Source organism: Streptomyces sp. KL109B, assembly GCF_030766935.1.
Classification (GTDB): Bacteria; Actinomycetota; Actinomycetes; order Streptomycetales; family Streptomycetaceae; genus Streptomyces.
In genome coordinates, this window is record NZ_JASERL010000002.1 from 381,229 (window position 1) to 403,830 (window position 22,602).

The window sequence follows — 22,602 nt, forward strand, 5'->3', positions numbered from 1 at the left end:
GCGTTTCCAGCGGCTCTCGTGGTTCCGGCGGTTCCGGCCGCTCCGACGGCTGAGGCGTGTCGATGGGCGGGTGACCGGGCCAATTCAGCCCCTCCGGCGGCTGACCGTGCCCATCAAGCCCCTCCGGCGATTGAGGAGCGGGGTCCGGGGCAGAGCCCCGCGGCGTGGGGGCGGCGGCGCGGCTGACGCTCTCCGGGACACCTACGGGCGCGCGCCCGGCCATCTCCAGCCCCTCCGGCGATTGAGGAGCGGGGTCCGGGGCGGAGCCCCGCGGCGTGGGGGCGGCGGCGCGGCCGGCATCCAGCGGCCGACCGGAGGTCACGGCAGCTCCTTGAGGCCAAGATCGGTCAACAGGTCACGGGCGAGCGCGAGTTCGGCCGCGATGCCATCGGCCAACTGCTGACGGCCCCGCGGCCGCAACCGCGAGGGCAGCGCCTGCCACGTGTAGGTCTCGACCTCCAGGTGCCGCGTCAGCGGACGCGCCCCACCGACGAGCCGGGTCAACGTGTCCTTGAGGACACCGAGCGTGGAGGTAAGAGGCGCGGCGGGAGCCGCGTGCAACGGAACGTGGAAGTGGGCGCGCCAGGGCACGCCCTGCGGCAGCGCACACCCACCCGCCGCAAGGGCTTCGCCCAGGTCGTCGACGGCATGCAACACACCATCCGCACACGCGCGGGTCTGGTGCAGGAAGCGGGGTTCGTCGAACGCGGCGAGCGCCGCGCGGACTTCTGGGAGACGGGGGTGTTCGGCATGGAGGGCGGCGGAGAGCTGCGCCTTCACGACGGGGATGCGCGCGGCGGCGAGGGCGTCGAGCGCGGCATCGGGCCGCTCGAAGGAGGTGGCGAGGTGACAGGTGTCCAGGCACAGGCCGACACGGTCGACGCGGGCGATGTCCGTGAGCGGCCCGATGGCATCACCGGTGGTCTCGACGGCGCACCCGGGTTCGGGTTCGAGGCCGACCCGGATCGACCGCCCGGTCAACTCCTCGACGGTGTCGAGACGTTCGGCGAGGGCACGCAGCGCGGTGCGGGCCCGTTCGGCGCGTCGCGGATCGTAGGCGGTACGCCAGGCGAGCGGCAGCGTGGAGACGGTGCCTTCGACGGCGTCGGCGGGCAGCAGCGCGGCGAGCAGCCGGGCCAGGTCCACGGTGTGGGTGAGGCGCGCCTCGTCGGCCCAATCCGGCTTGTAGACCCGGTATTTGACCTCGGCGGCGCCGAACCCTTCGTACGGGAACCCGTTGAGGGTGACGACTTCGAGGCCACGCCGGTCGAGTTCGGAACGCAGTCCGCGCAGGGCGACGGGGTCGGCGACGAGGGCGCGGGCGGCGTCCCTGGCGAGCCAGAGGCCGATGCCGAGCCTGTCCCTGCCGAGGCGTTTGCGCACGGGTTCGCAGTGGTCGCGGAGTTGGGCGAGGACGCCGTCGAGGGTTTCGGCGGGGTGCACGTTGGTGCAGTACGCGAGGTGGACGGTGGAGCCGTCGGGGTGCCGGAAGCGCACGGGTCACTCACCTCCGCGCAGGATCGAGTTGCCTTCGTGGGTGGCGGACTCCGGTGCGTGGGTGTCGAGCCGGAGCCGCCCGCTGAGTCCGTAGAAGGCGACCGGGTTGCGCCACAGCACCTGGTCGACGTCGTCGTCGGTGAACCCGGAGGCGAGCATGAGGTCGGCGACCCTGCGGGTCTTGAGGGGGTCGCTGTTGCCCCAGTCGGCGGCGGAGTTGACGAGGACCTTCTCCGGGCCGTGGGCGCGCAGGACCTCCACCATGCGGGCCTCGTCCATCTTCGTGTCGGGGTAGACGGAGAAGCCGAGCCAGGCCCCGGAGTCCTTGGCCTCTTTGACGGTGGTCTCGTTGAGGTGGTCGATGAGGACGCGCTCGACGGGCAGCGCGGACTCGCGGACGACGTCGAGGGTGCGCCGCAGGCCCGCGAGCTTGTCGCGGTGCGGGGTGTGCACCAGGGCGGGGAGTTCATGGTCGGCGGCGAGTTGGAGCTGGGCCGCGAGCGCGGTGTCCTCGGCGGCGGTCATGGAGTCGTAGCCGATCTCGCCGACGGCTACGACACCGTCCTTCACGAGGTAGCGGGGCAGCGCGCCCAGGACGGGCATGCAGCGCGGGTCGTTCGCCTCCTTCGGGTTGAGGGCGAGCGTGCAGTGGTGGGCGATCCCGTACTGCGCGGCGCGGAACGGCTCCCAGCCCAGCAGCGAGTCGAAGTAGTCGAAGAAGGAGGCGGGCGAGGTGCGGGGCTGGCCGAGCCAGAAGGCGGGCTCGACGAGGGCGCGCACCCCGGCGGCGTGCATGGCCTTGTAGTCGTCGGTGGTGCGCGAGGTCATGTGGATGTGGGGGTCGAAGATGCGCATCAGGACTCCTTGCCGTGGGGTTCGCCCCGGCCGCCCGACGGGGGCTCGGACCCGGGTGCGGTCAGGGAGAGGACAAGGTGCAGGTCGTCGGGTACGGGGCGCCCCGCGGCGCGGCGTTCGTCGGCGAAGTCACACACCATGCGCGCGAGTTCGCGGTCACCGCGAGCGCGCTCGGCGAGGCCCGCCACGGCGTCCACCGGCACCCCGGTGAACAGGCACTTGAGGACGGCGTGCCGCCACGCGTGGGCGGGCAGGTGCGTGGCCGCGTACGGGCCGACGGCGGCGGCCACGAGGCGGGTGTCGTTGGCGCGCAGCGCGTCCTCGACTAGGGGGCGGGCGTCGGGCCCTTCGACCAGGTGGGGCAGGGCGAGCAGTACGGCGCGGCGCTCGGCGGCGGAGCCCTGCGTGTACAGGGCGGCGAGGGTGGGGGTGTCGGCGCGGGCGGCGTGCAGCAGCAGAACGCGGACGGTGTCGGCGTGCTCGTCACTCGTGCGCCGACCGGCTTCGGCGAACCGCAACTCCCATGGGGAGGCGGCGAGTTCATGTATGCCTGCCTCGACCTCGGCATCGGCATCGGCATCGGCATCGGCATCAGCGAGTGCCGCGTCCAGCCAGGCCCGGGCGGCCGGCTCCAGGGTCGCGTCGAGGCGCTCGCGGAGGGTGTCGAGGGCCGGGTGGGTGCCATGCGTCACGGTGTGCCTCCTTGCGGTACGGCGGCCTGGGCCGCGGTGCGCAGGAAGTCGAGGGACCGGGCCGCCAGTTGGGGTCCGGTGTGGGAGTGGCGGGGCAGTTCGACGACGGTCAGGCCCCCGTAGCCGGTGGCGGCGAGGGCGTCGAGCACGGGCGGAAAGTCGATCTCCCCTTCGCCGAACGGGAGATGTTCGTGGACGCCCCGCCGCATGTCCTCGATCTGCACGTGCCGCAGCCAGGGCGCCGCCGCTCGCACACAGTCGGCGGGTGGCAGCGGCTCAAGGCACTGGCAGTGCCCGATGTCGAGGGTGAGACCGAGGACGTCGGGGCCACCCAGGTCGCGGCGCAGCCGGTGGAAGTCGGCGAGCGTGGCGAGGAGATGACCGGGCTCGGGCTCGACGGCGAGCGGAACACCGGCGGCCTCGGCCGCTTCCATTACGGGGGTGAGGGCGTCGGCGAGGCGCTTCCAGGCGAGGTCGCGGTCGGGGTCGGAGTCGGGGTCTGTGTCGTCGGGCGCGCTGCCGCTGAAGCAGTGCACCGCGTGGGCACCCAGGTCGACGGCGACCCGCACGGCGCGGATGAGCAGTCGTGTGCGGGCGGCCCTGGCGTCGGGGTCCGGGTCGAGAAGGGAGGGGCCGTGTTTGCGACGCGGATCGAGCACGTACCGGCCGCCGGTCTCCACGGTGGCCGTGAGCCGGTGCCGTGCGAGGACGCGGGCGGCGTGGCGGGTACGGGCCGCGAGGTCCGGGGCGAGGGGGTCGAGATGCATGTGGTCGAGGGTGAGCCCGACGCCGTCGTACCCGAGGTCGCCGAGGAGGGCGAGGGCGTCGGACAGGCGCAGGTCGGTGAGGCCGTTGGTGCCGTAGCCCCAGCGTGGTGGGGCGGGTTCGGTGCGGCCGTGCGCGCTCATGTGACGCTCACCTTCTTCGCGAAGCGACGGGCGGGCGGGACGAGGGCGAGGGTCGCGAGCGCGGTCGCCGGGGCGCCGGAGCGGGCGGCGAGCGCGGCCTGGAGGGGGACGAGTCCACGGATTCCGGCGCCGACGGCGCGTTGGGTGAGCGGGGGCGAAGGGTTGAGGGCGGCGTGCAGAAGGGGGCGTAGGACGGTGGTGGCGTATGCGGTGGCGGGGAGGAGGACGGCGAGCGGGGCGGCGCGCTCGGCTGGGCGCCGCGCGGGCCGTGGGCGCGAGCCGTGCGGTGGCAGGGCCGGGAGGACCCCGGTCCGCTCCGGAGGCGGTCCCCACGCGCGGGTGGTGCGGACCGGCTCGGGAAACGGTCCCCTCGCGCGGGTGGCGAGGAGGCTCGCCGCGATGGCGGCTCCCGTGGCCAGGGCCGTCAACGGGGCGGCGGTGGAGCCGCCTTGGGTCTCGGTTCGGGAGACCGTGGTGATCGCGGTGGTGTGGGTGGCGAGGGTGGTGGCGGCCGTGAGGGCCGGGCCCAGGGCGCCCATCCGGGTCGAGGCGGGCGTCGGGGTCGAGGCGGACGCGCCCATCAGGAGGTCGAGGCCGCGGGCCGCGCCCATCGCCGCCGGCCCGGCCACCGTACTCTTCAGCCGCAGGTCGTACGCCCACACCGTCGCGGCGAGAGCCGTGGCCAGCGCTCCCGTCCTGCGGTCGGCACGGAAAGCGAGGGCGAGGCCCGAGGCGGTCAGCGCTCCCGCCGCCGCCAGGGCGTGGGCGGGGCGGACGCGGCCGGAGGGCAGGGGGCGGTGCGGGCGGTCGCGGGCGTCCTCGTGGCGGTCGGCCCAGTCGTTGAGGGCCATGCCCGCCGCGTACAGGCTGAGGGAGGCGCCGACGGCCAGGAGGGTGCCGCGGGTCGGGCGGGACCCGGTCGACGCGGCCCCGGCCAGGGCGTCCCCCGGCACGGTCAACAGGGCGGGCAGGCGCAGGAGTTCGGCCCACGCCCGACCGTGGCCCCGCAGCCCCGCGCCCGGCCCCGGACCCACACCCGCTCCCCCGCCCGCGCCCCGTCCCGCGCTCACGCGGCACCGTCGCGCAGCCGGGCCGCGAAGGCGAGCAGTGCCTCGTACTGCCGGTCGAGGTCGGACGTGGCGCCGGGGTCGGGGTCCTTGAAGTAGAAGGCCAGCTCGGGGCGGGGGCCGGTGAGTCCGGCGTCGGCGGCGCGGAGCAGGAGGCGGGCCAGGTCGAGGACGAGGGGCGCGGCGAGCGCCGAGTCGCAGCCCTGCCACGTGGTCTGCAGGGTCATCCGCGCGCCGAGGAAGCCGTCGAAGGCGATGTGGTCCCACGCCGTCTTCCAGTCGCCGAGCGCCGGGACCTCGTCGATGTGCACCTCGCCCTCGGGGACGGCGCCGAGGGTGTCGGCGAGGACGCGTTCCTTGCCGGCGTTCTTGGCGGCGGCCGCGGCCGGGTCGGCGAGGGCCGCGCCGTCGCCGCCGCCGAGCAGGTTGGTGCCCGACCAGGCGCGCACGTCGAGCGCGCGCCTGCGGAACATCGGGCCGAGCACGGACCGCAGCAGCGTCTGCCCGGTCTTGCCGTCGCGGCCCGCGAACGGGACGCCCGCGGTGTGTGCCGCGTGCCGGAGCGAAGGGTGGTGAAGTCCCATGGAGGGGGTGAAGTTGATGTACGGGCAACCGGCGCGCAGGGCCGCCGCCGCGTACAGGGAGCTGGCCGGGAGGTGGCGGTCGTCGGGTGGCGGCGGCTCGGTGGAGGCGACGTTGACGACGACGGCTTTGGCGAGGGCGTGGCGTCGTACGAAGGTGAGGATGTCGGCGGTGAAGGCGGCGATCAGCTCGTCCTGGGTGCGGCCGTCGCCGGGGAGCGGGCCGCCGGGCCTGATCTCCCGGTCGGCGGCGGCGAGTTCGCCGTGCACCGCGCCCGGCAGGTCGTGCGGCAGCACTCCCCCGGCGGCGAGGTGTTCGGCGCGCTTGGGCAGCGGGCAGTCGAGGGTGTCGTGGCCGCCGAAGACCAGCGAGGCGAGGGGCGGCAGGCCCGCCCCGGCCAACGGCCCGGTCTCCGTGACCATGCCGGACGGCGGATGCAGCCCGGCGGAGACGGCGGCGCAGCCCGCGATCGCCGTGGTGGCGACGGAGCCGCGCGCCCCGACCAGCCACACGCCGAAGCGCCGGCGGGAGGGGGACAGGGACGGGGAGGGGATCGGTCCGACGGACATGGGCAGCCTCCTGGTCGAACGTGAAGTGGTGCGCGGTGTCGCGCGCGGAGCCGCACCCGGGGTCGGGCCGGGCCACGCGCGCGACACGGCACACGAACCCGATGCACGCCGCACCGAGCCCCGCGGGGCAAGGCGGCGGGCGAGGATCCGGCGTACCTCGCCCGCCGCCGTCCTAATCGCCCGCGGCGGACACCGCACTCGCGTCGGACGTGGCCGCGAGTTCCTTCAGGCGGATCTTGCGGAAGGACACCTGGTCGGAGTCGCCGTGGTTCTGCAGGCCGATGTGGCCGGAGGCCAGGCTCCGTTCGGGGTCCTTGTTGACGAAGTCGTTGATCTTGACTCCGTTGAGGAACACCTGGAGGCGTTCCCCGCGCACCGTGATCTCGTAGGAGTTCCACTCCCCCGGCGGCTTCAGGGCCTTGTCGCGGGCCGCGAGGTCGGCGGACTGGAAGGAGTAGATCGCGCCGGTGGTGCGGTCGGGTGCGTCGGTGGCGTCGATCTGGATCTCGTAGCCCTTGTCGACGGCGGACCAGGGGTCGTCGGAGGCCGGGAAGCCCACGAAGACACCGGAGTTGTCGTCGCCGTCGGCGCTCGCCATCTTCCAGTCGAGCTTGAGGGAGTACGAGGTGAGCTCCTTGGCGTGGTACCAGAGCAGGCCCATGCCGCCTTGGGAGGTGAGGGTGCCGTCGCGGACCGCGAAGCTTCCCGGCCCGGCCTGTTTCCAGCCGTCGAGGGTCTCGCCGTTGAAGATGTTCCGGTAGCCGGTGTTGGGGCGGCAGTTGGCCGCCACGCGACCGGTGACGTACTGGAGGCCGCCGCGCAGGTGCGAGCGGAAGGCCGGGTCGGCGTAGGACTCCTTGGTATGGCCGCCGCCTGTATAGAAGGAGCGGCCGCCGCCGTAGGACTGGCACCAGGCGATAGGATGATCGCCGTTCATGGTGCCGCCGGAGTACGTGGTCTCGTCGAGCGAGGCGAGCACGTGGACGTTCTCGCGCGGGTTGGAGCGGTAGTTGTACCACTCGTCGGTGCGCTGCCAGGCGGCCGGGAGTTCACGCGTGGCCGGGTGGCTGTGGTCCTCGACGCGGACCGTGGCCGGCTGGATCGCCGGATGCCCCTGGAACCAGGCGCCGACGAGGCCGCCGTAGTAGCTCCAGTCGTACTCGGTGTCGGCGGCGGCGTGCACGCCGAGGTAGCCGCCGCCCTGGGCGACGTACTCCTCGAACGCCTTCTGTTGGGCGGCGTCGAGGACGTCGCCTGTGGTGGAGAGGAAGACGACGGCCTTGTACCGGGCGAGGTTGCCGGGGGTGAACGCGGTCGCGTCCTCGGTGGTGTCGACGGCGAGCCGCTCGGCGGCGCCGAGTTCCTTCAGGGCGGCGATGCCCTCGGGGATGGAGTCGTGCCGGAATCCGGCGGTCTTGGAGAACACCAGGACCCGGTCCCGGGCCGCCCCGGCGCCCTGGGGCGCCGAGGAGGCCGGGGCCGTGAGCCCGCCGATGAGCAGGGCGGCGGCGGCCGTCGCGAAACCGACGCGTACGGAGGTGCGCATGCTGCCTCGCTCCTCTCAGCTCGTGGTGAAGGTGAAGTCGTCGACCTCGAAGAGGTTGTTGCCGCCCGAGCCCTTGAAGACCAGGTAGAGCGTGGTGCTCTTGGTGGGCGGCTTGTTGATCGCGGTGGTGACGTCGGTGTACGTCTCCCAGGAGCCGGTCGGCGCGACCTTCGCGCTGCCGACGAGTCGGCCGGTGGCGGAGCCGGTGCGGATCTCCAGGGTGCCGCCGGGGCCCGCGGAGGCGACGCGCGCCTTCAGGGACGTGGCGTTGCCGATCGCGTACGGCTTGAAGGAGATCCAGTCGCCGTTCTCGATGGTGCCGACCGCCTTGCCGCCGTTGGCCGCCTCGTGGCTGACGACGGAGACACCCCTGGAGTCGCCGTAGTGCTCGGCCTGGCGGTGCTTCTGCTGGGTGACGTGCTGGTCGTGCGTGGTCAGGGCCGGCTGACCGTTGGCGCCGTTGTCGGTGTACTCGGCGTCGAAGACACCGAAGACGTTGGCGTTCGGGTCGTGTTCACTGTCGGCGCTGGTCTGGATGGTGCCGGAGCAGCCGGTGGCCGAGGTGATCGGGTGGCCGTGGCTGTCGTGGCCGAGGATGTGGGTGACCTTGACCTTGGAGCAGTCGATCGTCCCGTCCTCCGGGTCGGTGACCGTCACCTTGAAGGGGACCTTGTCGCCGAAGGTGAACAGCTGGCCGTCGGCGGGCAGTTGCAGGGTCACCGTGGGCGCGGTGTTGCCGACGACGAGGTGCACGTCGGCGCTGCCGGTGCGGCCCGTGGAGTCCTTGACGGTCACGGTCGCGGTGTAGGTGCCGTTCTTCTTGTACGTGTGGGTGGGCGCGGCGCCGGTGCCGGTGGTGCCATCGCCGAAGTTCCAGGAGTAGGTGAGCGTGCCGCCGTCGGCGTCGGACGCCGTGGAGCTGAACTTCACCCTCAGGGGCGCCTGTCCGGACGTCTTGTCGGCCTTGGCGTCGACGGTCGGCGAGTGGCCGTCCGTGGCGTTCTCGATGCGGTACAGGGCGGAGTTCTCGTCGCCGCCGAACCAGGAGAGGCCGTAGTCGAGGACGTACAGCGCGCCGTCGGGGCCGAAGGCCATGTCCATGACCTGGGTGCCGGTCCACGGGAACGGGTTGATCGAGGTGACCTTGCCGTCGGCGTCCTGCTCGATCCGCTTGATCCACTGGCGGCCGAACTCTCCGGCGAAGAAGTCGCCGTCGTACGCCTCCGGGAACTTCACCGGGGAGGTGTTGGCGGCGTCGTAGCGGTAGACGGGTCCGCCCATCGGGGACTCGGAGCCGGAGCCGAATTCGGGGAGGGAGCCGCCGTCGTACGGGATCCAGGCGGCCTGCGCGGGCGGCAGGTCGGTGAGGCCCGTGTTGTGCGGCGAGGTGTTCTTCGGCGCCGCGCAGTCGAAGCTCGCGCCGGAGGTCTTCGTCGCGAAGTCGTAGTCCACGTAGGCGTCGTTGTCGCCGGTGCAGTACGGCCAGCCGAAGTTGCCGGCCTTCGTCACGCGCGCGAACTCGACCTGCCCTGCCGGTCCGCGCCCCGGGTCGGCGGTGCCCGCGTCGGGCCCGTAGTCACCCACGTAGACGATGCCGGTGGGCTTGTCGACGCTCATCCGGAACGGATTGCGGAAGCCCATCGCGTAGATCTCGGGGCGCGTCTTGTCGGTGCCGGGGGCGAAGAGGTTGCCGTCCGGGATGGTGTACGAGCCGTCCTCCGCGACCTTGACGCGGAGGATCTTGCCGCGCAGGTCGTTGGTGTTCCCGGAGGAACGCTGGGCGTCGTAGGCCGGGTTGCGGGTGCTCTGCTCGTCGATGGGCGTGTAGCCGTCGGAGGCGAAGGGGTTGGAGTCGTCGCCCGTCGACAGGTACAGGTTGCCGTCCTTGTCGAAGTCGATGTCGCCGCCGACGTGGCAGCAGATGCCGCGCGAGGTCTGGACGTCGAGGACCTTGGTCTCGGAGTCCTTGTTCAGCGTGCCGTCGGTGTTGAGTGTGAAGCGGGAGAGCCGGTTGTAGCCGTCGAAGGGGGCGAAGTCGGCGGCGGTACCGTCGTTGGGGGCGTCGCCGGCCGGAGTGTTCAGCGGGGGCGCGTAGTAGAGGTAGATCGCGCGGTTCTCGCTGAAGTTCGGGTCGACGCCGACGCCTTGGAGGCCCTCTTCGTCGTGGGTGTAGACGTCGAGTTTGCCGGCGACCTTGGTGGTGCCGTTCTCGTCGGTCAGGCGCAGGACACCGTCGCGGGAGGTGTGCAGGACCTTGCGGTCCGGCAGGACGGCGAGCGACATCGGCTCGCCGACCTCCTCCGCGCCCTTGGCGAGGGTGACCTGCTGGAAGTCCTCGGCCGCGGCAGCGGGCTCGGGGGCGGGGGCCGCTGCCGCCGAGAAGGTGAGCGAGGCGGCGGCGAGCAGGGTGCCGGTGAGCAGGGCGAGTGCGTTGCGGGTTCTCAGGCGTTTCCTGTGCACGGGTTCCTCCGGACAGAGACAGAGGGGCGGGTCGTGCGATACGCCGGGGTGCGCCGTCACCCCGGAAGGAACTGTGCCCCTCCCCGCATCAGGACGAGCCTGATGTGGGGAGGTTCAGACTCGGGCTCAGCTGTTGAACGCCGCGTCGAAGGACGCGGTGGGCGGCTCGTAGTCGAAGGCCTTGAGGCGGGTCAGGGCCTCCGGAGCGCCCTGGAGGCGGTCCATGCCCGCGTCCTCCCACTCGACCGAGATCGGCCCGGAGTAGTCGATCGAGCGCAGCATGCGGAACACGTCCTCCCACGGCACGTCGCCGTGGCCCGCCGAGACGAAGTCCCAGCCGCGCCGCGGGTCTCCCCAGGGGAGGTGGGAGCCGAGGCGGCCGTTGCGGCCGTCGAGGCGCTTGCGGGCCTCCTTGCAGTCCACGTGGTAGATCCGGTCCCGGAAGTCGTGGAGGAAGCCGACCGGGTCGAGGTCCTGCCACACGAAGTGGGAGGGGTCGAAGTTGAGGCCGAAGGCGGGGCGGTGGCCGACTGCCCTGAGTGCCTTGTGGGTGGTCCAGTAGTCGTAGGCGATCTCGCTGGGGTGCACCTCGTGGGCGAAGCGGACGCCCTCGGCGTCGAAGACGTCGAGGATCGGGTTCCAGCGGTCGGCGAAGTCCTCGTAGCCGCGCTCGATCATCGCCTCGGGAGCGGGCGGGAACATGGCGACCAGGTGCCAGATGGCCGAGCCCGTGAAGCCGATGACGGTGTCGACGCCGAGGGCGGCGGCCGCGCGGGCCGTGTCCTCGATCTCGGCCGCGGCCCGTCGCCGTACGCCCTCGGCCTCGCCGTCGCCCCAGATGCGGGCGGGCAGGATCGCCTCGTGGCGCTCGTCGATGATGGCGTCGCAGACGGCCTGCCCGACGAGGTGGTTGGAGATGGCCCAGCACTTGAGGCCGTACGTGTCGAGGAGGGCGTGGCGGCCCTTGACGTAGTCGGGGTCGGCGAGGGCCTTGTCGACCTCGAAGTGGTCGCCCCAGCAGGCGAGTTCGAGGCCGTCGTAGCCGAAGTCGCGGGCGAGTCGGCAGACTTCTTCGAGGGGCAGGTCGGCCCACTGGCCGGTGAAGAGGGTGAACGGGCGGGGCATGGTTCAGGCGCCTCCTGTCACGGGTCCGGACGGTACGGGCGTATAGACGGAGTTCTTGGCCGCGCTCTCCTCGACCGCGGCGAGGACGCGCTGCACCTGGAGCCCGTCGGTGAACGACGGCCGCGGCTGCGCCCCTTCGGCGATCGCGGTCACCAGGTCGCGGGCCTGGTGGGTGAAGGTGTGCTCGTAGCCGAGGCCGTGGCCGGGCGGCCACCACGCCTCCAGGTACGGGTGTCCGGGCTCGGTGGCGAGGATGCGGCGGAAGCCCGCGTGTTCGGCGGGTTCGGTGTGGTCGTGGAAGGACAGCTCGTTGAGGCGCTCCAGGTCGAAGGTCAACGAGCCGTGGGAGCCGTTGAGTTCGACGGTGAGGGCGTTCTTGCGGCCGGTCGCGAAGCGGGTGGCCTCGAAGGAGGCGAGGGCGCCGGAGGCGAAGCGGCCGGTGAACAGGGCGGCGTCGTCGACCGTGACGGGCCCGCTGCCGGTGTCGCCGCCCCCGGCCGCCGAGAGCCCGGAGGACGCGCCGTCCAGGAGCGGGCGTTCGCGCACGAACGTCTCGGTGAGTGCGGAGACCCCGGCCACGGGTTCGCCCGCGAGGTACTGGGCGAGGTCCACGGCGTGCGCGCCGAGGTCGCCGAGGGCGCCGGAGCCCGCGTGCGGCTTCTGCAGCCGCCAGGTCAGCGGGAAGTCCGGGTCGACGAGCCAGTCCTGGAGGTAGTGGGCGCGGACGTGGCGCAGGGTGCCGATGCGGCCCTCGGTGATCAGGCGGCGGGCGAGGGCGACGGCCGGTACGCGACGGTAGTTGAAGCCGACCATCGCCAACTGGCCGTTCATATACGCCCGTTCGGCCGCCGCGGCCATCGTCTCCGCCTCCTCCACGGAGTTGGCGAGCGGCTTCTCGCACAGCACGTGCTTGCCGGCCTCAAGGGCGGCGACGGCGATCTCCGCGTGGCTGTCGCCGGGGGTGCAGATGTCGACGAGGTCGACGTCGTCCCGGGCGATCAGGGCCCGCCAGTCGGTCTCGGTCGCGGCCCACCCGAGCCGGTCGGCCGCCGCCCGTACGCCCGAGGCGTCGCGGCCGCAGATCGCGGCGAGCCGGGGCGCGAGCGGCAGGTCGAAGACGCGGTCCACGGTGCGCCAGCCCTGTGAGTGGGCGGCGCCCATGAACGCGTATCCGACCATGCCGACGCCCAGGCCGGGCTTTGCGGCGCCGGGGGCCTCGGCACCGTCCCCCGGTTCCCCGTTCGTGCCCGTGCTTGCCATGTGGAAGTCCTCCTCGTGCGCGCGGTGTTCGTGGGGTGCGTCGTACGGGCGGGCTGCCTCACTTGAAGCCGGTCTGCATGTACTGGTCGACGTTGGTCTTGTCGACGACGGCGGAGTACAGGGTCACGTGGGCGGGGATCTCGTACTCGGCCATGCCGCTGATGCCCTTGCCCTGCCCGAGGGCGCGGGCGAGGTCGATCGCGGACGCGGCCATGGTCGGCGGGTACAGGACGGTGGCCTTCAGGACGCCCCGGTCCTGCTTGATCTTCTCGAACGCGGAGAGCGCGCCCGCGCCTCCGACCATCAGGAAGTCGTCGCGGCCCGCCTGCTCGATGGCGCGCAGGGCGCCGACGCCTTGGTCGTCGTCGTGGTTCCAGAGGGCGTCGAAGTCCTTCTGGGCCTGCAGGAGTTGGGACATCTTCTGCTGTCCCGACTCGACCGTGAACTCGGCGGCCTGCCGGGCCACCTTCTTGATGTTGGGGTAGTTCTTCAGGGCGGCGTCGAAGCCTTCGGTGCGCTGCTTGGTGAGTTCGAGGTTGTCGAGTCCGGCCAGCTCGACGACCTTGGCGTTCTTCTTCCCCTTGAGCTTCTCGCCGATGTAGTGACCGGCGTTGAGCCCCATCCCGTAGTTGTCGCCGCCGATCCAGCACCGGTACGCCTGCGGGGTGTTGAAGATCCGGTCCAGGTTCACGACGGGGATGCCCGCGCGCATCGCTTTGAGGCCCACCTGGGTCAGTGCCTTGCCGTCGGCGGGCAGCACGACGAGGACGTCGACCTTCTTGTTGATGAGCGTCTCGACCTGGCCGATCTGCGCGGCCGTGTCGTTCGAGCCCTCGGTGGTCTCCAGGGTGACGTCCGCGTACTTCTTCGCGCGTTCCTTGGCGTTGTCGTTGATGGCGTTGAGCCAGCCGTGGTCGGCCTGCGGTCCGGCGAAGCCGATGGTGACCTGCTTGCCCTTCTTGTCGTCCGCGACCGGCTGGTCGGCGGCCTTCTTGTCGTCGCCGTCGCTCTTGTCGCTGGGCTCGTTGCTGGTGCAGGCCGTGAGCAGGCCGCCCGCGGTGACGGCCGCGGCGGCGCCGAAGAGCAGTCCTCTGCGGCTCGTTGTCCCAGGCTGTGTCTCTGGCATGGCGTGTCCCTTTCCTGGGCGTCAGGTGGTGGTGTTGGCCGTGCGCCGCTGCACCAGGACCGCCACGACGATGATGGCGCCCTTGGCGATCTGCTGGACGTCGCTCTGCAGGTTGTTCAGCGCGAAGATGTTCTGGATCGTGATGAAGATCAGGACGCCGAGCACGGAGCCGACGATGGTGCCCCGGCCGCCCGTGAGCAGGGTGCCGCCGATGATGGCGGCGGCGATGGCGTCGAGTTCGTACAGGTTGCCGTTGGTGTTCTGGCCCGAGCCGGAGAGCACGATCAGCAGGAAGGCCGCGATGCCGCAGCACAGGCCGGAGAGCAGATACAGGTAGAGGCGCTGGCGGCGCACGTCGATACCGGCGAGGCGGGCGGCCTCCGCGTTGCCGCCGACGGCGACGGTGCGGCGGCCGAACGTGGTGCGGTTGAGGACGAGCCAGCCGATGACGGTGACCGCGGCGAAGACGAGGACGAGCGGCGGGATCCCGAGGACGTACGAGTCGCGCTCGCCGAGCCGCAGCACGCCCGGCACGGTGACCATCTGCGTCTTGCCGTCGGTGATCTGCAACGCGAGGCCGCGCCCCGAGGCGAGCATCGCGAGGGTGGCGATGAAGGGGACCATGCCGCCGTACGCGATCAGCACCCCGTTGACCAGGCCGCAGCCGACGCCGACGGCGATCGCCGTGAACAGGACGCCCACGAAGCCGTACTCCTGGGTGGCCACGGTGGTGGCCCACACTCCGGCGAGGGCGACGATCGCGCCGACGGACAGGTCGATGCCGCCGGAGATGATGACGAAGGTCATGCCGACGGTGACGACGCCGATGACGGAGGCCTGGGTGAGGACGAGTTGCAGGTTGTCCGTGTCCAGGAAGGAGTCGGGCTGGGTGACGCCGCCGATCACGACGAGGGCGGCGAGGACGCCGAGCAGGGTCAGCGTGCGGACGTCGGGACGGAAGACGCGGAGCCGCTTCGCGGCGGACTTCGACACGGCGTCCGCCACCGGACTCGCGCTGGACGAGGCGGACGCGGTGGGCGAGGCGGAGGCGGTAGACGGGGCGGAGGCGTCAGGTGGCGTGGATTCGGTGGACGCTGGCTGCGGCACGGCGCCCTCTCCCTTCGACGGTGCGGGCGGGGTCGGTTCGGCGGCGTTCATCGCGCCCCCTCCAGGACCAGGTCCAGAACCCCGTGTTCGTCGAGGTCGGCCGCCGGGGACTCGTGGACGACGTGGCCTTCGCGCAGGACCAGGACCCGGTCTGCGAGGCCGAGCACCTCCGGGACCTCGCTGGAGACGAGGAGGACGGCGAGGCCCTCGTCGGCGAGGCGGCGGATCACGGCGTACAGCTCGGCGCGGGCACCCACGTCGACGCCGCGCGTCGGCTCGTCGAGCAGCAGCACCCGGCAGCCGCGCAGCAGCCACCGCGCGAGCACGGCCTTCTGCTGGTTGCCGCCGGAGAGCGTACGCACCGGGACGGAGGGGTCCTCGGGGCGCAGGGACAGCTCGCGGGTGGCGCCGCGGGCGGCCTCGCGCTCACGGTGCCGGTCCAGCCAACCCCCGTACGAGAAGCGGGACATGGAGGAGACGGAGACGTTGCGGGTGACCGATTCCAGCATCAGCAGGGCCTGCGCCTTGCGTTCCTCCGGGGCGAGTCCGATCCCCGCGCGGACGGCGGCGCGCACACTGCCCGTACGCAACGGCCTGCCATCCACCCGGATCTGACCAGCCGTCGGCTTACGCGCGCCAAAGATCGTCTCCAGGATCTCGGAGCGCCCGGAACCGACGAGACCCGCCAGGCCGACGATCTCACCGGGGTGCAGCTCCAGGTCCAGCGGCGCGAACTCCCCTTTACGGGCGAGCGATTGCACCTCCAGGACCGGTTCCACACCCGGTTCCACACCCGGTTCCGTACGCGCCCCGGAGCCCGGCCGGTCCGGGAAGACGTACTCGACGTTGCGCCCCGTCATCAGGGAGATGATGTCCCGGGTCGGAGTGCGCTCGGCGGGCAGTCCGACCGCGACCGCGCGGCCGTCCTTGAGCACGGTGACACGGTCGCCGATGCGCCGGATCTCCTCCAGGCGGTGGGAGATGTAGACGACGGCGACACCCTCGGTGGTCAGGTCGCCGACGATGCGGAAGAGGTTCTCGACCTCGTCCGGGTCGAGCGCGGCGGACGGCTCGTCCATGACCATGAGGCGTACGTCGTGGGAGAGCGCGCGGGCCATGGACACGATCTGCTGGTGGGCGGCGGAGAGGTCACCGACGAGGCGTTCCGGCTCGATCTCCGGGTGCCCGAGGCGCCGCAGCAGCGCGGCCGTCGCCGCGCGGGCCGCGCGCCCGCGCACCACGAATCCGCCGGTGGTCGGCTCGTGTCCGAGGTACACGTTCTCGGCCACGGACAGGCCCTCCACCAGGTCGAGTTCCTGGTAGATGGTGGCGATGCCGAGGCGCATCGCGGCGATCGGCGAGCGCAGCGCGACCTGTTCGCCGCGCCAGGTGATGGTTCCGTCGTCGGGCTGGTGCGCGCCGGCGAGGACCTTGATGAGGGTGGACTTCCCGGCGCCGTTCTGGCCGAGCAGACAGTGCACCTCCCCGGCCTGGACCTCCAGGTCGACGCCGTCCAGGGCGCGCACGCCGGGGAACGACTTGGTGATGCCGGACATGGTGAGCAGGGGTGGTTGCTCAGGCGCCATGACGCTTCCCCTCAGAGCGGATGCGGACCGGTGGCACGTGCTCCGCGCGCCGCGCGGGTGAGCGCGCGGCACGTGGACGGGAGTGCGTTACGCGGGTGAGAACAGGTGGTCGCTGATCAGTCGGGCGCCGCCGATGACTCCGGCGGTGGGCCCCAACTCCCCGAGGACGATGGGGAGATTGCCGGTCGCCAGGGGGAGCGACTGGCGGTAGACCTGGGTGCGTACGGCGGCCAGCAGGGTGTGGCCGAGTCCGGTGACACCGCCGCCGATGACGACGAGCCCCGGGTTGAAGAAGCTGACGAGGGACGCGATGACCTGCCCGGTGCGGTTGCCGCCCTCGCGGATCAGATCGAGACACGTGGTGTCTCCGGCCGCGGCGGCCGCCGCGACGTCGGCGGCGCTGAGCCGGCCCGCGCCCTCCAGGCGTGCGGCGAGTTCCTCGGAGCTTCCGTCGCGTGCGGCGGCCTCCGCGTCCCGGGCGAGCGCCGCGCCGCTGAAGTGTGCTTCCAGGCAGCCCTTGTTGCCGCAGGCGCACTGTCGGCCGTCCTGCTCGACGCGGATGTGCCCGATGTCGCCCGCGGACCCGGTGGTGCCTCGGTGCACCTCGCCGCCGACGACGATGCCGCAGCCGATACCGGTGCCGATCTTGACGCAGAGGAAGTCGCGGGCCTGCCGGGCGACGCCCGCGTGCTGCTCGCCCATCGCCATGAGGTTCACGTCGTTGTCGACCATGACGGGGCAGCCCAGCTCCTGGCTGAGCGCCTCGCGGACCGGGAAGCCGTCCCAGCCGGGCATGATCGGCGGCGCGACCGGCACACCTTCGGGGAACCGCACGGGCCCGGGGACCCCGATGCCCGCGCCGTCGAAGCCCTCGGCGAGCCCGGAAGCCCTCAACTTGGCGGCCATGGCGAGGACTTGCTCGAAGACGGCGACCGGCCCCTCGCGTACGTCCATGGGCTGGGCGAGGTGCCCGAGGATCTCCAGCTCGGCATTGGTGACGGCGACGTCGACCGAGGTCGCGCCGATGTCGACGCCGAGGAAGCGGAGCGAGGGGGCGAGCCGGACGTTGTGGGAGCGGCGGCCGCCGCGCGATGCGGCGAGCCCGTCGGCGACCACGAGCCCGGTCTCCAGGAGGCGGTCCACCTCCACGGCGAGCCGCGAGCGCGACAGTGCCACCTGATCGCCCAGCTGGGCACGGGAGTTGGGGCCCCCGTCGCGCAACAGCCGCAGCAGCCGCGCCTGGTGGTCACTCGTAGGACGAGCCGTCATGCGTCTCACGTGCCCCTCCCCGCCACTTCTGGCCTCTTCGGGTGGTGGTGCCGTGCCGCTCGCGCTGACTTTCGATGGGGAACGTAGCAGCGGCTGCCGGGTCCGGGAAGAAGTGGTGCGCGAATTGCCGCGAACTTTCTCCGGCGACAGGACAAAGCCCCGCACCCGACCTCCGCGCGCGGGTGCGCGTAGTCTGTCGGCCGCCTCAACACGCCGCGCCACAGGGGGAATTCAGCGGATGGCGCCGGAACCGGCCGACGATTCCCAGCGGGTCACCACGCTGGAGCTCTTCTTCGACCTCGTCTTCGTCTACACGCTCACCCAGCTCACCCTCGTCATCGCGCACGATCTGTCGTGGGCGACGGCGGGCCGGGTGGCGATGCTGTTCATGGTCCTCTACTGGATGTACAGCGCGTACGCCTACCTCACCAACCAGGTGCCGCCCGACCGCCCTTCGCGCCGACTGCTGATGCTGTGCGGGATGGGGGCGTTCCTGATCTGCGCGCTGTCCATCCCGCACGTCTTCGACCCGGACTCGGACGCGGGAGTCGTCTTCGGCGTCGGCTTCCTGATGGTCGTCGTGGTGCACAGCGTGCTGTACACGCGCAGCCACGGCCGTGACGTGATCTGGTACGCGGTCCCCAACTCCCTTGCCGCGCTTGTCATTACGGGCGCTGGGCTGTGCTCCGGGCTCGCGGCCGACGGGCTTTGGGTGCTCGCGATCGTCGTGCAGTTCGTGACGCCCCGGCTTGCCGAGTTCGGGCCGACCCATCGCACCGGGCGGGCGTCCGACGCGGTGCGGGCGCAGCTGGGGACGCTGCATCCGGGGCACTTCGTGGAGCGGCACGGGCTGCTGCTGATCGTGTCGTTCGGCGAGTCCGTCATCGCGATCGGCGTCGGCGTCGGCCAACTGCCCTTTACGGCAGGTGTGTTCGCGGGTGTGTTCCTTGCGCTCGCCCTCGCCGGGGCGCTGTGGTGGACGTATTTCGTACGGGACGAGGGCGGCGCCGAGCGGGCGTTCGCGGCGACGCCGCCCGAGCGGCGCTGGCAGCTGGCCATGAACGCGTACTACTACGCGTTCTTGCCGATGCTGCTTGGCGTCGCGTTCCTCGCCGCCGGGATCAAGAAGTCGCTCGGGCACATCGGCGAGCACCTGCACACCGGTCCGGCGCTGGCGCTCGCGGGCGGCGTGGCGCTGTTCCTGACGGGGGACGTGGCGTTCCGCGCCGCGATGCGGCTGCTGCCGCCAGGTTACCGGGTGGGCGCGGTGCCGGTGGTGCTCGGCACGGCACTGCTCGGGGTGTACGTGTCGGCGCTGGCGCAGTTGCTCGCGCTGGTGGCGGCGCTGGTCGCGATGCTGGCCGCCGAGGCGCGGTGGTCCTCGTGCGCCACCGCGACCCGCTGAGGGCCGTGCCCTACGAGGCCTCTTCGTTGCGGTGGTGGTACGTCTCGCGGGTGTGCTCGGTGTGCGCCCGCATCACCGCCGTGGCGCGCGCCTCGTCCCGCGCGGAGATGGCCTCGATCAGCTCCCGGTGCTCGATCCAGGACTGCTTTCCGCGCTGCCGGGCGACGGGCTGGTAGTACCAGCGGACCCGGCGGTCGACCTGACCGGCGAGCTCGCCGAGGACGACGTTTCCGGCGAGCGTCATGACCTTGGCGTGGAACTCCGCGTTGGTGGCGACGACCAGGTCGACGTCCCCGTCGGCGACGGCCCGCTCACCCTTGGCGCACAGCGCTTCCAGTTCGGCGATGCCGGTCTTGCCCGCGTTGGCCGCCGCGAGCCGGGCGGCCTCGGCCTCCAACAGCGTACGGACGCTCAGGAGTTGGTCGGCCTCTTCCTCGGTCGGCTCGTGCACGAACGCGCCCTGGGCCGGGCGCAGGTCCACCCAGCCCTCGGTGTTCAGGCGCTGCAGGGCCTCGCGCACGGGCTGCCGGGAGACGCCGAGGTGGCCTGCGAGTTCGCTCTCGACCAGGTGCTGTCCGGGTTGCAGGGCCCGCGTCGTGATGAGTTCGAGGAGCGCCTCGTAGACGCGCTCGCGCAGCGGCCCGGGGCGTTCGAGCCTGGGCACCGCCCCCTGCGGCAGTCCTGTGGACAACATCGCGGTCCCCCTCCTGTGCTTCGGTGCGTCCGACGAGCCGGCTCCGGCCGAGGTGTTCCGCCGGATTGGCTTTGGAATACAGTTTACCGAGCACAATGGCCACGGCTAGAGCGAGTTGGCCTCATCACACTTCGGTTGACCTCGTCACACGTCGCCGGGTCACTACGGGCAGCGCACGACCTGCCCCGCGTACGAGAGGTTGCCGCCGAAGCCGAAGAGCAACGCGGGCGCCCCGCTGACCAGTTCGCCGCGCTCGATGAGCTTCGACAGGGCGATCGGCACGCTGGCGGCGGAGGTGTTGCCGGAGTCGACGACGTCCCTCGCGACCACGGCGTTCACGGCGCCGATCTTCTCGGCGAGCGGTTCGATGATGCGCAGGTTGGCCTGGTGGAGGACGACGGCGGCGAGCTCGGCCGGTTCCAGACCCGCCTTCTCGCAGGCCTCGCGGGCGAGCGGCGGCAGCGAGCGGGTGGCCCAGCGGTAGACGGACTGCCCTTCCTGGGCGAAGCGGGCGGGTTCGCCCTCGATGCGGACGGCGTCGCCCATCTCCGGCACCGAGCCCCACAGCACGGGCCCGATCCCCGGCTCCTCGCCCTGTGCGCACGGCTCTACGACGACGGCCCCCGCCCCGTCCCCGACCAGGACGCACGTGGAGCGGTCGGTCCAGTCGGCGACGGCGGACATCTCGTCGGCGCCGACGACGAGGGCGCGACTGGCGGCCCCGGCGCGCAGCGTGTGGTCGGCGGTGGCGAGGGCGTGCGTGAAGCCCGCGCAGACGACGTTCAGGTCGAGGGCGGCCGGGGACGGGATGCCGAGGCGGGCGGCGACGCGGGCCGCCATGTTCGGGGAGCGGTCCACGGCGGTGGAGGTGGCGACGACGACGAGGTCGATGTCCGTCGCCTGGAGCCCCGCGGAGGCGAGCGCCTTGGCGGCGGCGTGCGCGGCCAGCTCGTCGACGGGTTCGTCGGGGCCCGCGATGTGCCGGGTGCGGATGCCGACGCGGCTGCGGATCCACTCGTCGTTGGTGTCGACGATGCCCGCCAGGTCCTCATTGGTGAGGATCTTGGCGGGCTGGTGGTGTCCGATGCCGACAATGCGTGAACCAACGGTGTGGCCGACCATGTGACCCTCTCGTGAGCTGCGGATCTCCCGAACTGGTCTCCCAGTGTGGTCAGCGACTCACGAGTAGCGGGTGGCGGCCGGTGACAGGAAAGTGACCTCTGCCTTGGAGAGTTCCGACCGTCACCCGGTGAACAGCTGCGTGGCCTTTTGCACCAGTTCGTACAACCCGTAGGCGAGCGGGAGGCCCACCCACAGCCAGGCGACGGTGATCAGGCCGCGTCGCCTAGGCGGACTGTCGGGGGTCGTCGTGGGCTGCGGCGTCGGTGTCATCTGCGGGCTCCCTGGGTGCGGGGACTACGTGGTGGCGGGTGTGGACGGGGCGGACGAGTTCGTTGGCGACGAAGCCGACGACCAGCAGCCCGATCATGATCATGAGCGACAGGCCGTACAGGCCGGCGCCGTGCTTGCCCGCGCTCTCCTGGCTGTCGGCGACCCAGTTCACGATGAGCGGGCCGAGGACGCCCGCCGTGGACCAGGCGGTGAGCAGCCGGCCGTGGATGGCACCGACCTGGTATGTGCCGAAGAGGTCCTTCAGATACGCGGGGACGGTCGCGAAGCCGCCTCCGTAGAAGGAGAGGATCACGAGGGCGCAGAGCACGAACAGCGGCTTCGACGCGTCGCCCCAGAGGACGATGAGCAGGTACATCAGGGCGCCCACGCCGAGGTAGACGCGGTAGATGTTCTTGCGGCCGATCAGGTCGGAGGTCGAGGACCAGCCGATCCGGCCCGCCATGTTCGCGGCGGACAGCAGCGCGACGAAGCCCGCGGCGGCGGAGGCGGAGACCGGGGCGCTGCTGTCGGCGAAGAAGTCCGTGATCATCGGCGCGGCCTTCTCCAGGATGCCGATGCCGGCGGTCACGTTCATGGTGAGGACGACCCACAGGCACCAGAACTGGGGCGTACGGATCGCCTGCTTCGCGGAGACCTGCGGACCGCTGGCGGCGGCCACCGCCTTCCCCTCGGCCCCCTCCCCCTGCGGGGCGCGCGGCCTCGGCACCCGTACGAGCAGCACGCCGAGCGTCATGAACACCGCGTACACCACACCGTGCACCGCGAACGCGAGCGCGATGCCGCCGCTGCCCAGCGGGAACGACTCCAGCATCTGGGCGCTCCACGGGGACGCGATGAGCGCGCCGCCGCCGAAGCCCATGATGGCGATGCCGGTGGCCATGCCGGGCCGGTCGGGGAACCACTTGATCAGCGTCGAGACGGGCGAGATGTAGCCGATGCCGAGGCCGATGCCGCCGACGAACCCGTAGCCGAACACGATCAGCCAGAACTGCTCGGTGAGGGCGCCGAGCGAGGACAGCAGGAAGCCGGAGGAGAAGCAGACGAGCGCGACGGTCATCGCCCAGCGCGGCCCGTTGCGCTCGACGAGCGTCCCGCCGAAGGCGGCCGAGAGCCCGAGCATCACGATGCCGAGCTGGAACGGCAGCGCGCTCTGCGTGCCGCTCAGCCCGAGCGCCGACTCCAGGGGCGGCTTGAAGACGCTCCAGGCGTAGGCCTGGCCGATGGAGAGGTGTACGGCGAGTGCGGCCGGGGGGACGAGCCAGCGGCTCCAGCCGGGAGGTGCGACGGGTGGCCTCATGATCCCGAACGGTAGGCAGTGGCACGGGAGTTAGGGAAGCCCGTGGACAAACTCTTGTCGACGAACTCGGGGGCTCACATACTGTAGGCAGTATCCAGATGCGGACAGCGAGGTCGGCGGCGACCCGGCACCTCTGGTACAGGA

At 71.9% G+C, this 22,602-nt stretch carries 19 protein-coding genes; 1 reads left to right on the top strand and 18 read right to left on the bottom strand.

What is annotated here, in order from left to right; all coding sequences use genetic code 11:
• Positions 1–318: 318 nt before the first annotated feature.
• The 14 genes from eboE to RBJ65_RS07610 all read right to left on the bottom strand — a co-directional run bounded on the left by eboE (position 319) and on the right by RBJ65_RS07610 (position 17,649).
• Entirely contained in the window at positions 319–1,497 is a 1,179-nt protein-coding gene (gene eboE, locus RBJ65_RS07545) for a metabolite traffic protein EboE (RefSeq protein WP_306316434.1), read from the bottom strand.
• Positions 1,498–1,500: 3 nt separating this feature from the next.
• Positions 1,501–2,352: a TatD family hydrolase gene (locus RBJ65_RS07550; RefSeq protein ID WP_306316433.1), complete on the bottom strand. Its 852-nt coding sequence runs from the start codon at positions 2,350–2,352 to the stop codon at positions 1,501–1,503.
• Positions 2,352–3,044, bottom strand: coding sequence for an EboA domain-containing protein (locus tag RBJ65_RS07555; RefSeq protein WP_306316432.1), 693 nt, complete (start codon positions 3,042–3,044; stop codon positions 2,352–2,354). The genes RBJ65_RS07550 and RBJ65_RS07555 overlap by 1 nt, the downstream gene beginning before the upstream one ends.
• Complete coding sequence (locus tag RBJ65_RS07560; RefSeq protein WP_306316431.1) at positions 3,041–3,952, bottom strand: sugar phosphate isomerase/epimerase; 912 nt, start codon at positions 3,950–3,952, stop codon at positions 3,041–3,043. The genes RBJ65_RS07555 and RBJ65_RS07560 overlap by 4 nt, the downstream gene beginning before the upstream one ends.
• Positions 3,949–5,022 (bottom strand): SCO3242 family prenyltransferase, encoded by a 1,074-nt coding sequence (locus RBJ65_RS07565; protein WP_372341165.1) that lies wholly within the window; start codon positions 5,020–5,022, stop codon positions 3,949–3,951. The genes RBJ65_RS07560 and RBJ65_RS07565 overlap by 4 nt, the downstream gene beginning before the upstream one ends.
• Complete coding sequence (locus tag RBJ65_RS07570; RefSeq protein ID WP_306316430.1) at positions 5,019–6,170, bottom strand: inositol-3-phosphate synthase; 1,152 nt, start codon at positions 6,168–6,170, stop codon at positions 5,019–5,021. Before RBJ65_RS07570 ends, RBJ65_RS07565 begins: the two co-directional genes overlap by 4 nt.
• A 172-nt stretch (positions 6,171–6,342) precedes the next feature.
• The gene (locus RBJ65_RS07575; RefSeq protein ID WP_306316429.1) at positions 6,343–7,716 is read right to left on the bottom strand and encodes a ThuA domain-containing protein; all 1,374 of its coding nucleotides are present in this window, start codon (positions 7,714–7,716) and stop codon (positions 6,343–6,345) included.
• A gap of 15 nt (positions 7,717–7,731) precedes the next feature.
• The gene (locus tag RBJ65_RS07580) at positions 7,732–10,176 is read right to left on the bottom strand and encodes a PQQ-dependent sugar dehydrogenase (RefSeq protein ID WP_306316428.1); all 2,445 of its coding nucleotides are present in this window, start codon (positions 10,174–10,176) and stop codon (positions 7,732–7,734) included.
• Positions 10,177–10,302: 126 nt separating this feature from the next.
• Entirely contained in the window at positions 10,303–11,301 is a 999-nt protein-coding gene (locus RBJ65_RS07585; protein WP_306316427.1) for a sugar phosphate isomerase/epimerase, read from the bottom strand.
• Positions 11,302–11,304: 3 nt separating this feature from the next.
• Positions 11,305–12,561: a Gfo/Idh/MocA family protein gene (locus RBJ65_RS07590; protein WP_306316426.1), complete on the bottom strand. Its 1,257-nt coding sequence runs from the start codon at positions 12,559–12,561 to the stop codon at positions 11,305–11,307.
• 58 nt (positions 12,562–12,619) lie between these two features.
• Positions 12,620–13,687: a substrate-binding domain-containing protein gene (locus RBJ65_RS07595; protein ID WP_306316425.1), complete on the bottom strand. Its 1,068-nt coding sequence runs from the start codon at positions 13,685–13,687 to the stop codon at positions 12,620–12,622.
• A gap of 21 nt (positions 13,688–13,708) precedes the next feature.
• Positions 13,709–14,692 carry an ABC transporter permease gene (locus tag RBJ65_RS07600; RefSeq protein ID WP_306316710.1) on the bottom strand — a complete coding sequence of 328 codons (984 nt, stop codon included), beginning with the start codon at positions 14,690–14,692 and terminating at the stop codon, positions 13,709–13,711.
• A 149-nt stretch (positions 14,693–14,841) separates the two neighbouring features.
• Positions 14,842–16,380, bottom strand: a complete 1,539-nt coding sequence (locus tag RBJ65_RS07605; protein WP_306316424.1) for a sugar ABC transporter ATP-binding protein — start codon at positions 16,378–16,380, stop codon at positions 14,842–14,844.
• 87 nt (positions 16,381–16,467) lie between these two features.
• Positions 16,468–17,649 carry an ROK family transcriptional regulator gene (locus RBJ65_RS07610; protein ID WP_306316423.1) on the bottom strand — a complete coding sequence of 394 codons (1,182 nt, stop codon included), beginning with the start codon at positions 17,647–17,649 and terminating at the stop codon, positions 16,468–16,470.
• A 238-nt stretch (positions 17,650–17,887) separates the two neighbouring features.
• Between RBJ65_RS07610 and RBJ65_RS07615 the strand changes: the two genes are divergently transcribed.
• Positions 17,888–19,054 carry a low temperature requirement protein A gene (locus tag RBJ65_RS07615; RefSeq protein WP_306316422.1) on the top strand — a complete coding sequence of 389 codons (1,167 nt, stop codon included), beginning with the start codon at positions 17,888–17,890 and terminating at the stop codon, positions 19,052–19,054.
• A gap of 10 nt (positions 19,055–19,064) precedes the next feature.
• Here the strand turns inward: RBJ65_RS07615 and RBJ65_RS07620 are convergent, their stop codons facing one another.
• The 4 genes from RBJ65_RS07620 to RBJ65_RS07635 all read right to left on the bottom strand — a co-directional run bounded on the left by RBJ65_RS07620 (position 19,065) and on the right by RBJ65_RS07635 (position 22,458).
• Positions 19,065–19,748, bottom strand: a complete 684-nt coding sequence (locus tag RBJ65_RS07620) for a GntR family transcriptional regulator (protein WP_306316421.1) — start codon at positions 19,746–19,748, stop codon at positions 19,065–19,067.
• A gap of 162 nt (positions 19,749–19,910) precedes the next feature.
• Complete coding sequence (locus RBJ65_RS07625; protein ID WP_306316420.1) at positions 19,911–20,870, bottom strand: beta-ketoacyl-ACP synthase III; 960 nt, start codon at positions 20,868–20,870, stop codon at positions 19,911–19,913.
• A gap of 120 nt (positions 20,871–20,990) precedes the next feature.
• Entirely contained in the window at positions 20,991–21,140 is a 150-nt protein-coding gene (locus tag RBJ65_RS07630; RefSeq protein ID WP_306332116.1) for a hypothetical protein, read from the bottom strand.
• The gene (locus tag RBJ65_RS07635) at positions 21,094–22,458 is read right to left on the bottom strand and encodes an OFA family MFS transporter (RefSeq protein ID WP_306316419.1); all 1,365 of its coding nucleotides are present in this window, start codon (positions 22,456–22,458) and stop codon (positions 21,094–21,096) included. The genes RBJ65_RS07630 and RBJ65_RS07635 overlap by 47 nt, the downstream gene beginning before the upstream one ends.
• Between the last annotated feature and the right edge of the window lie 144 nt (positions 22,459–22,602).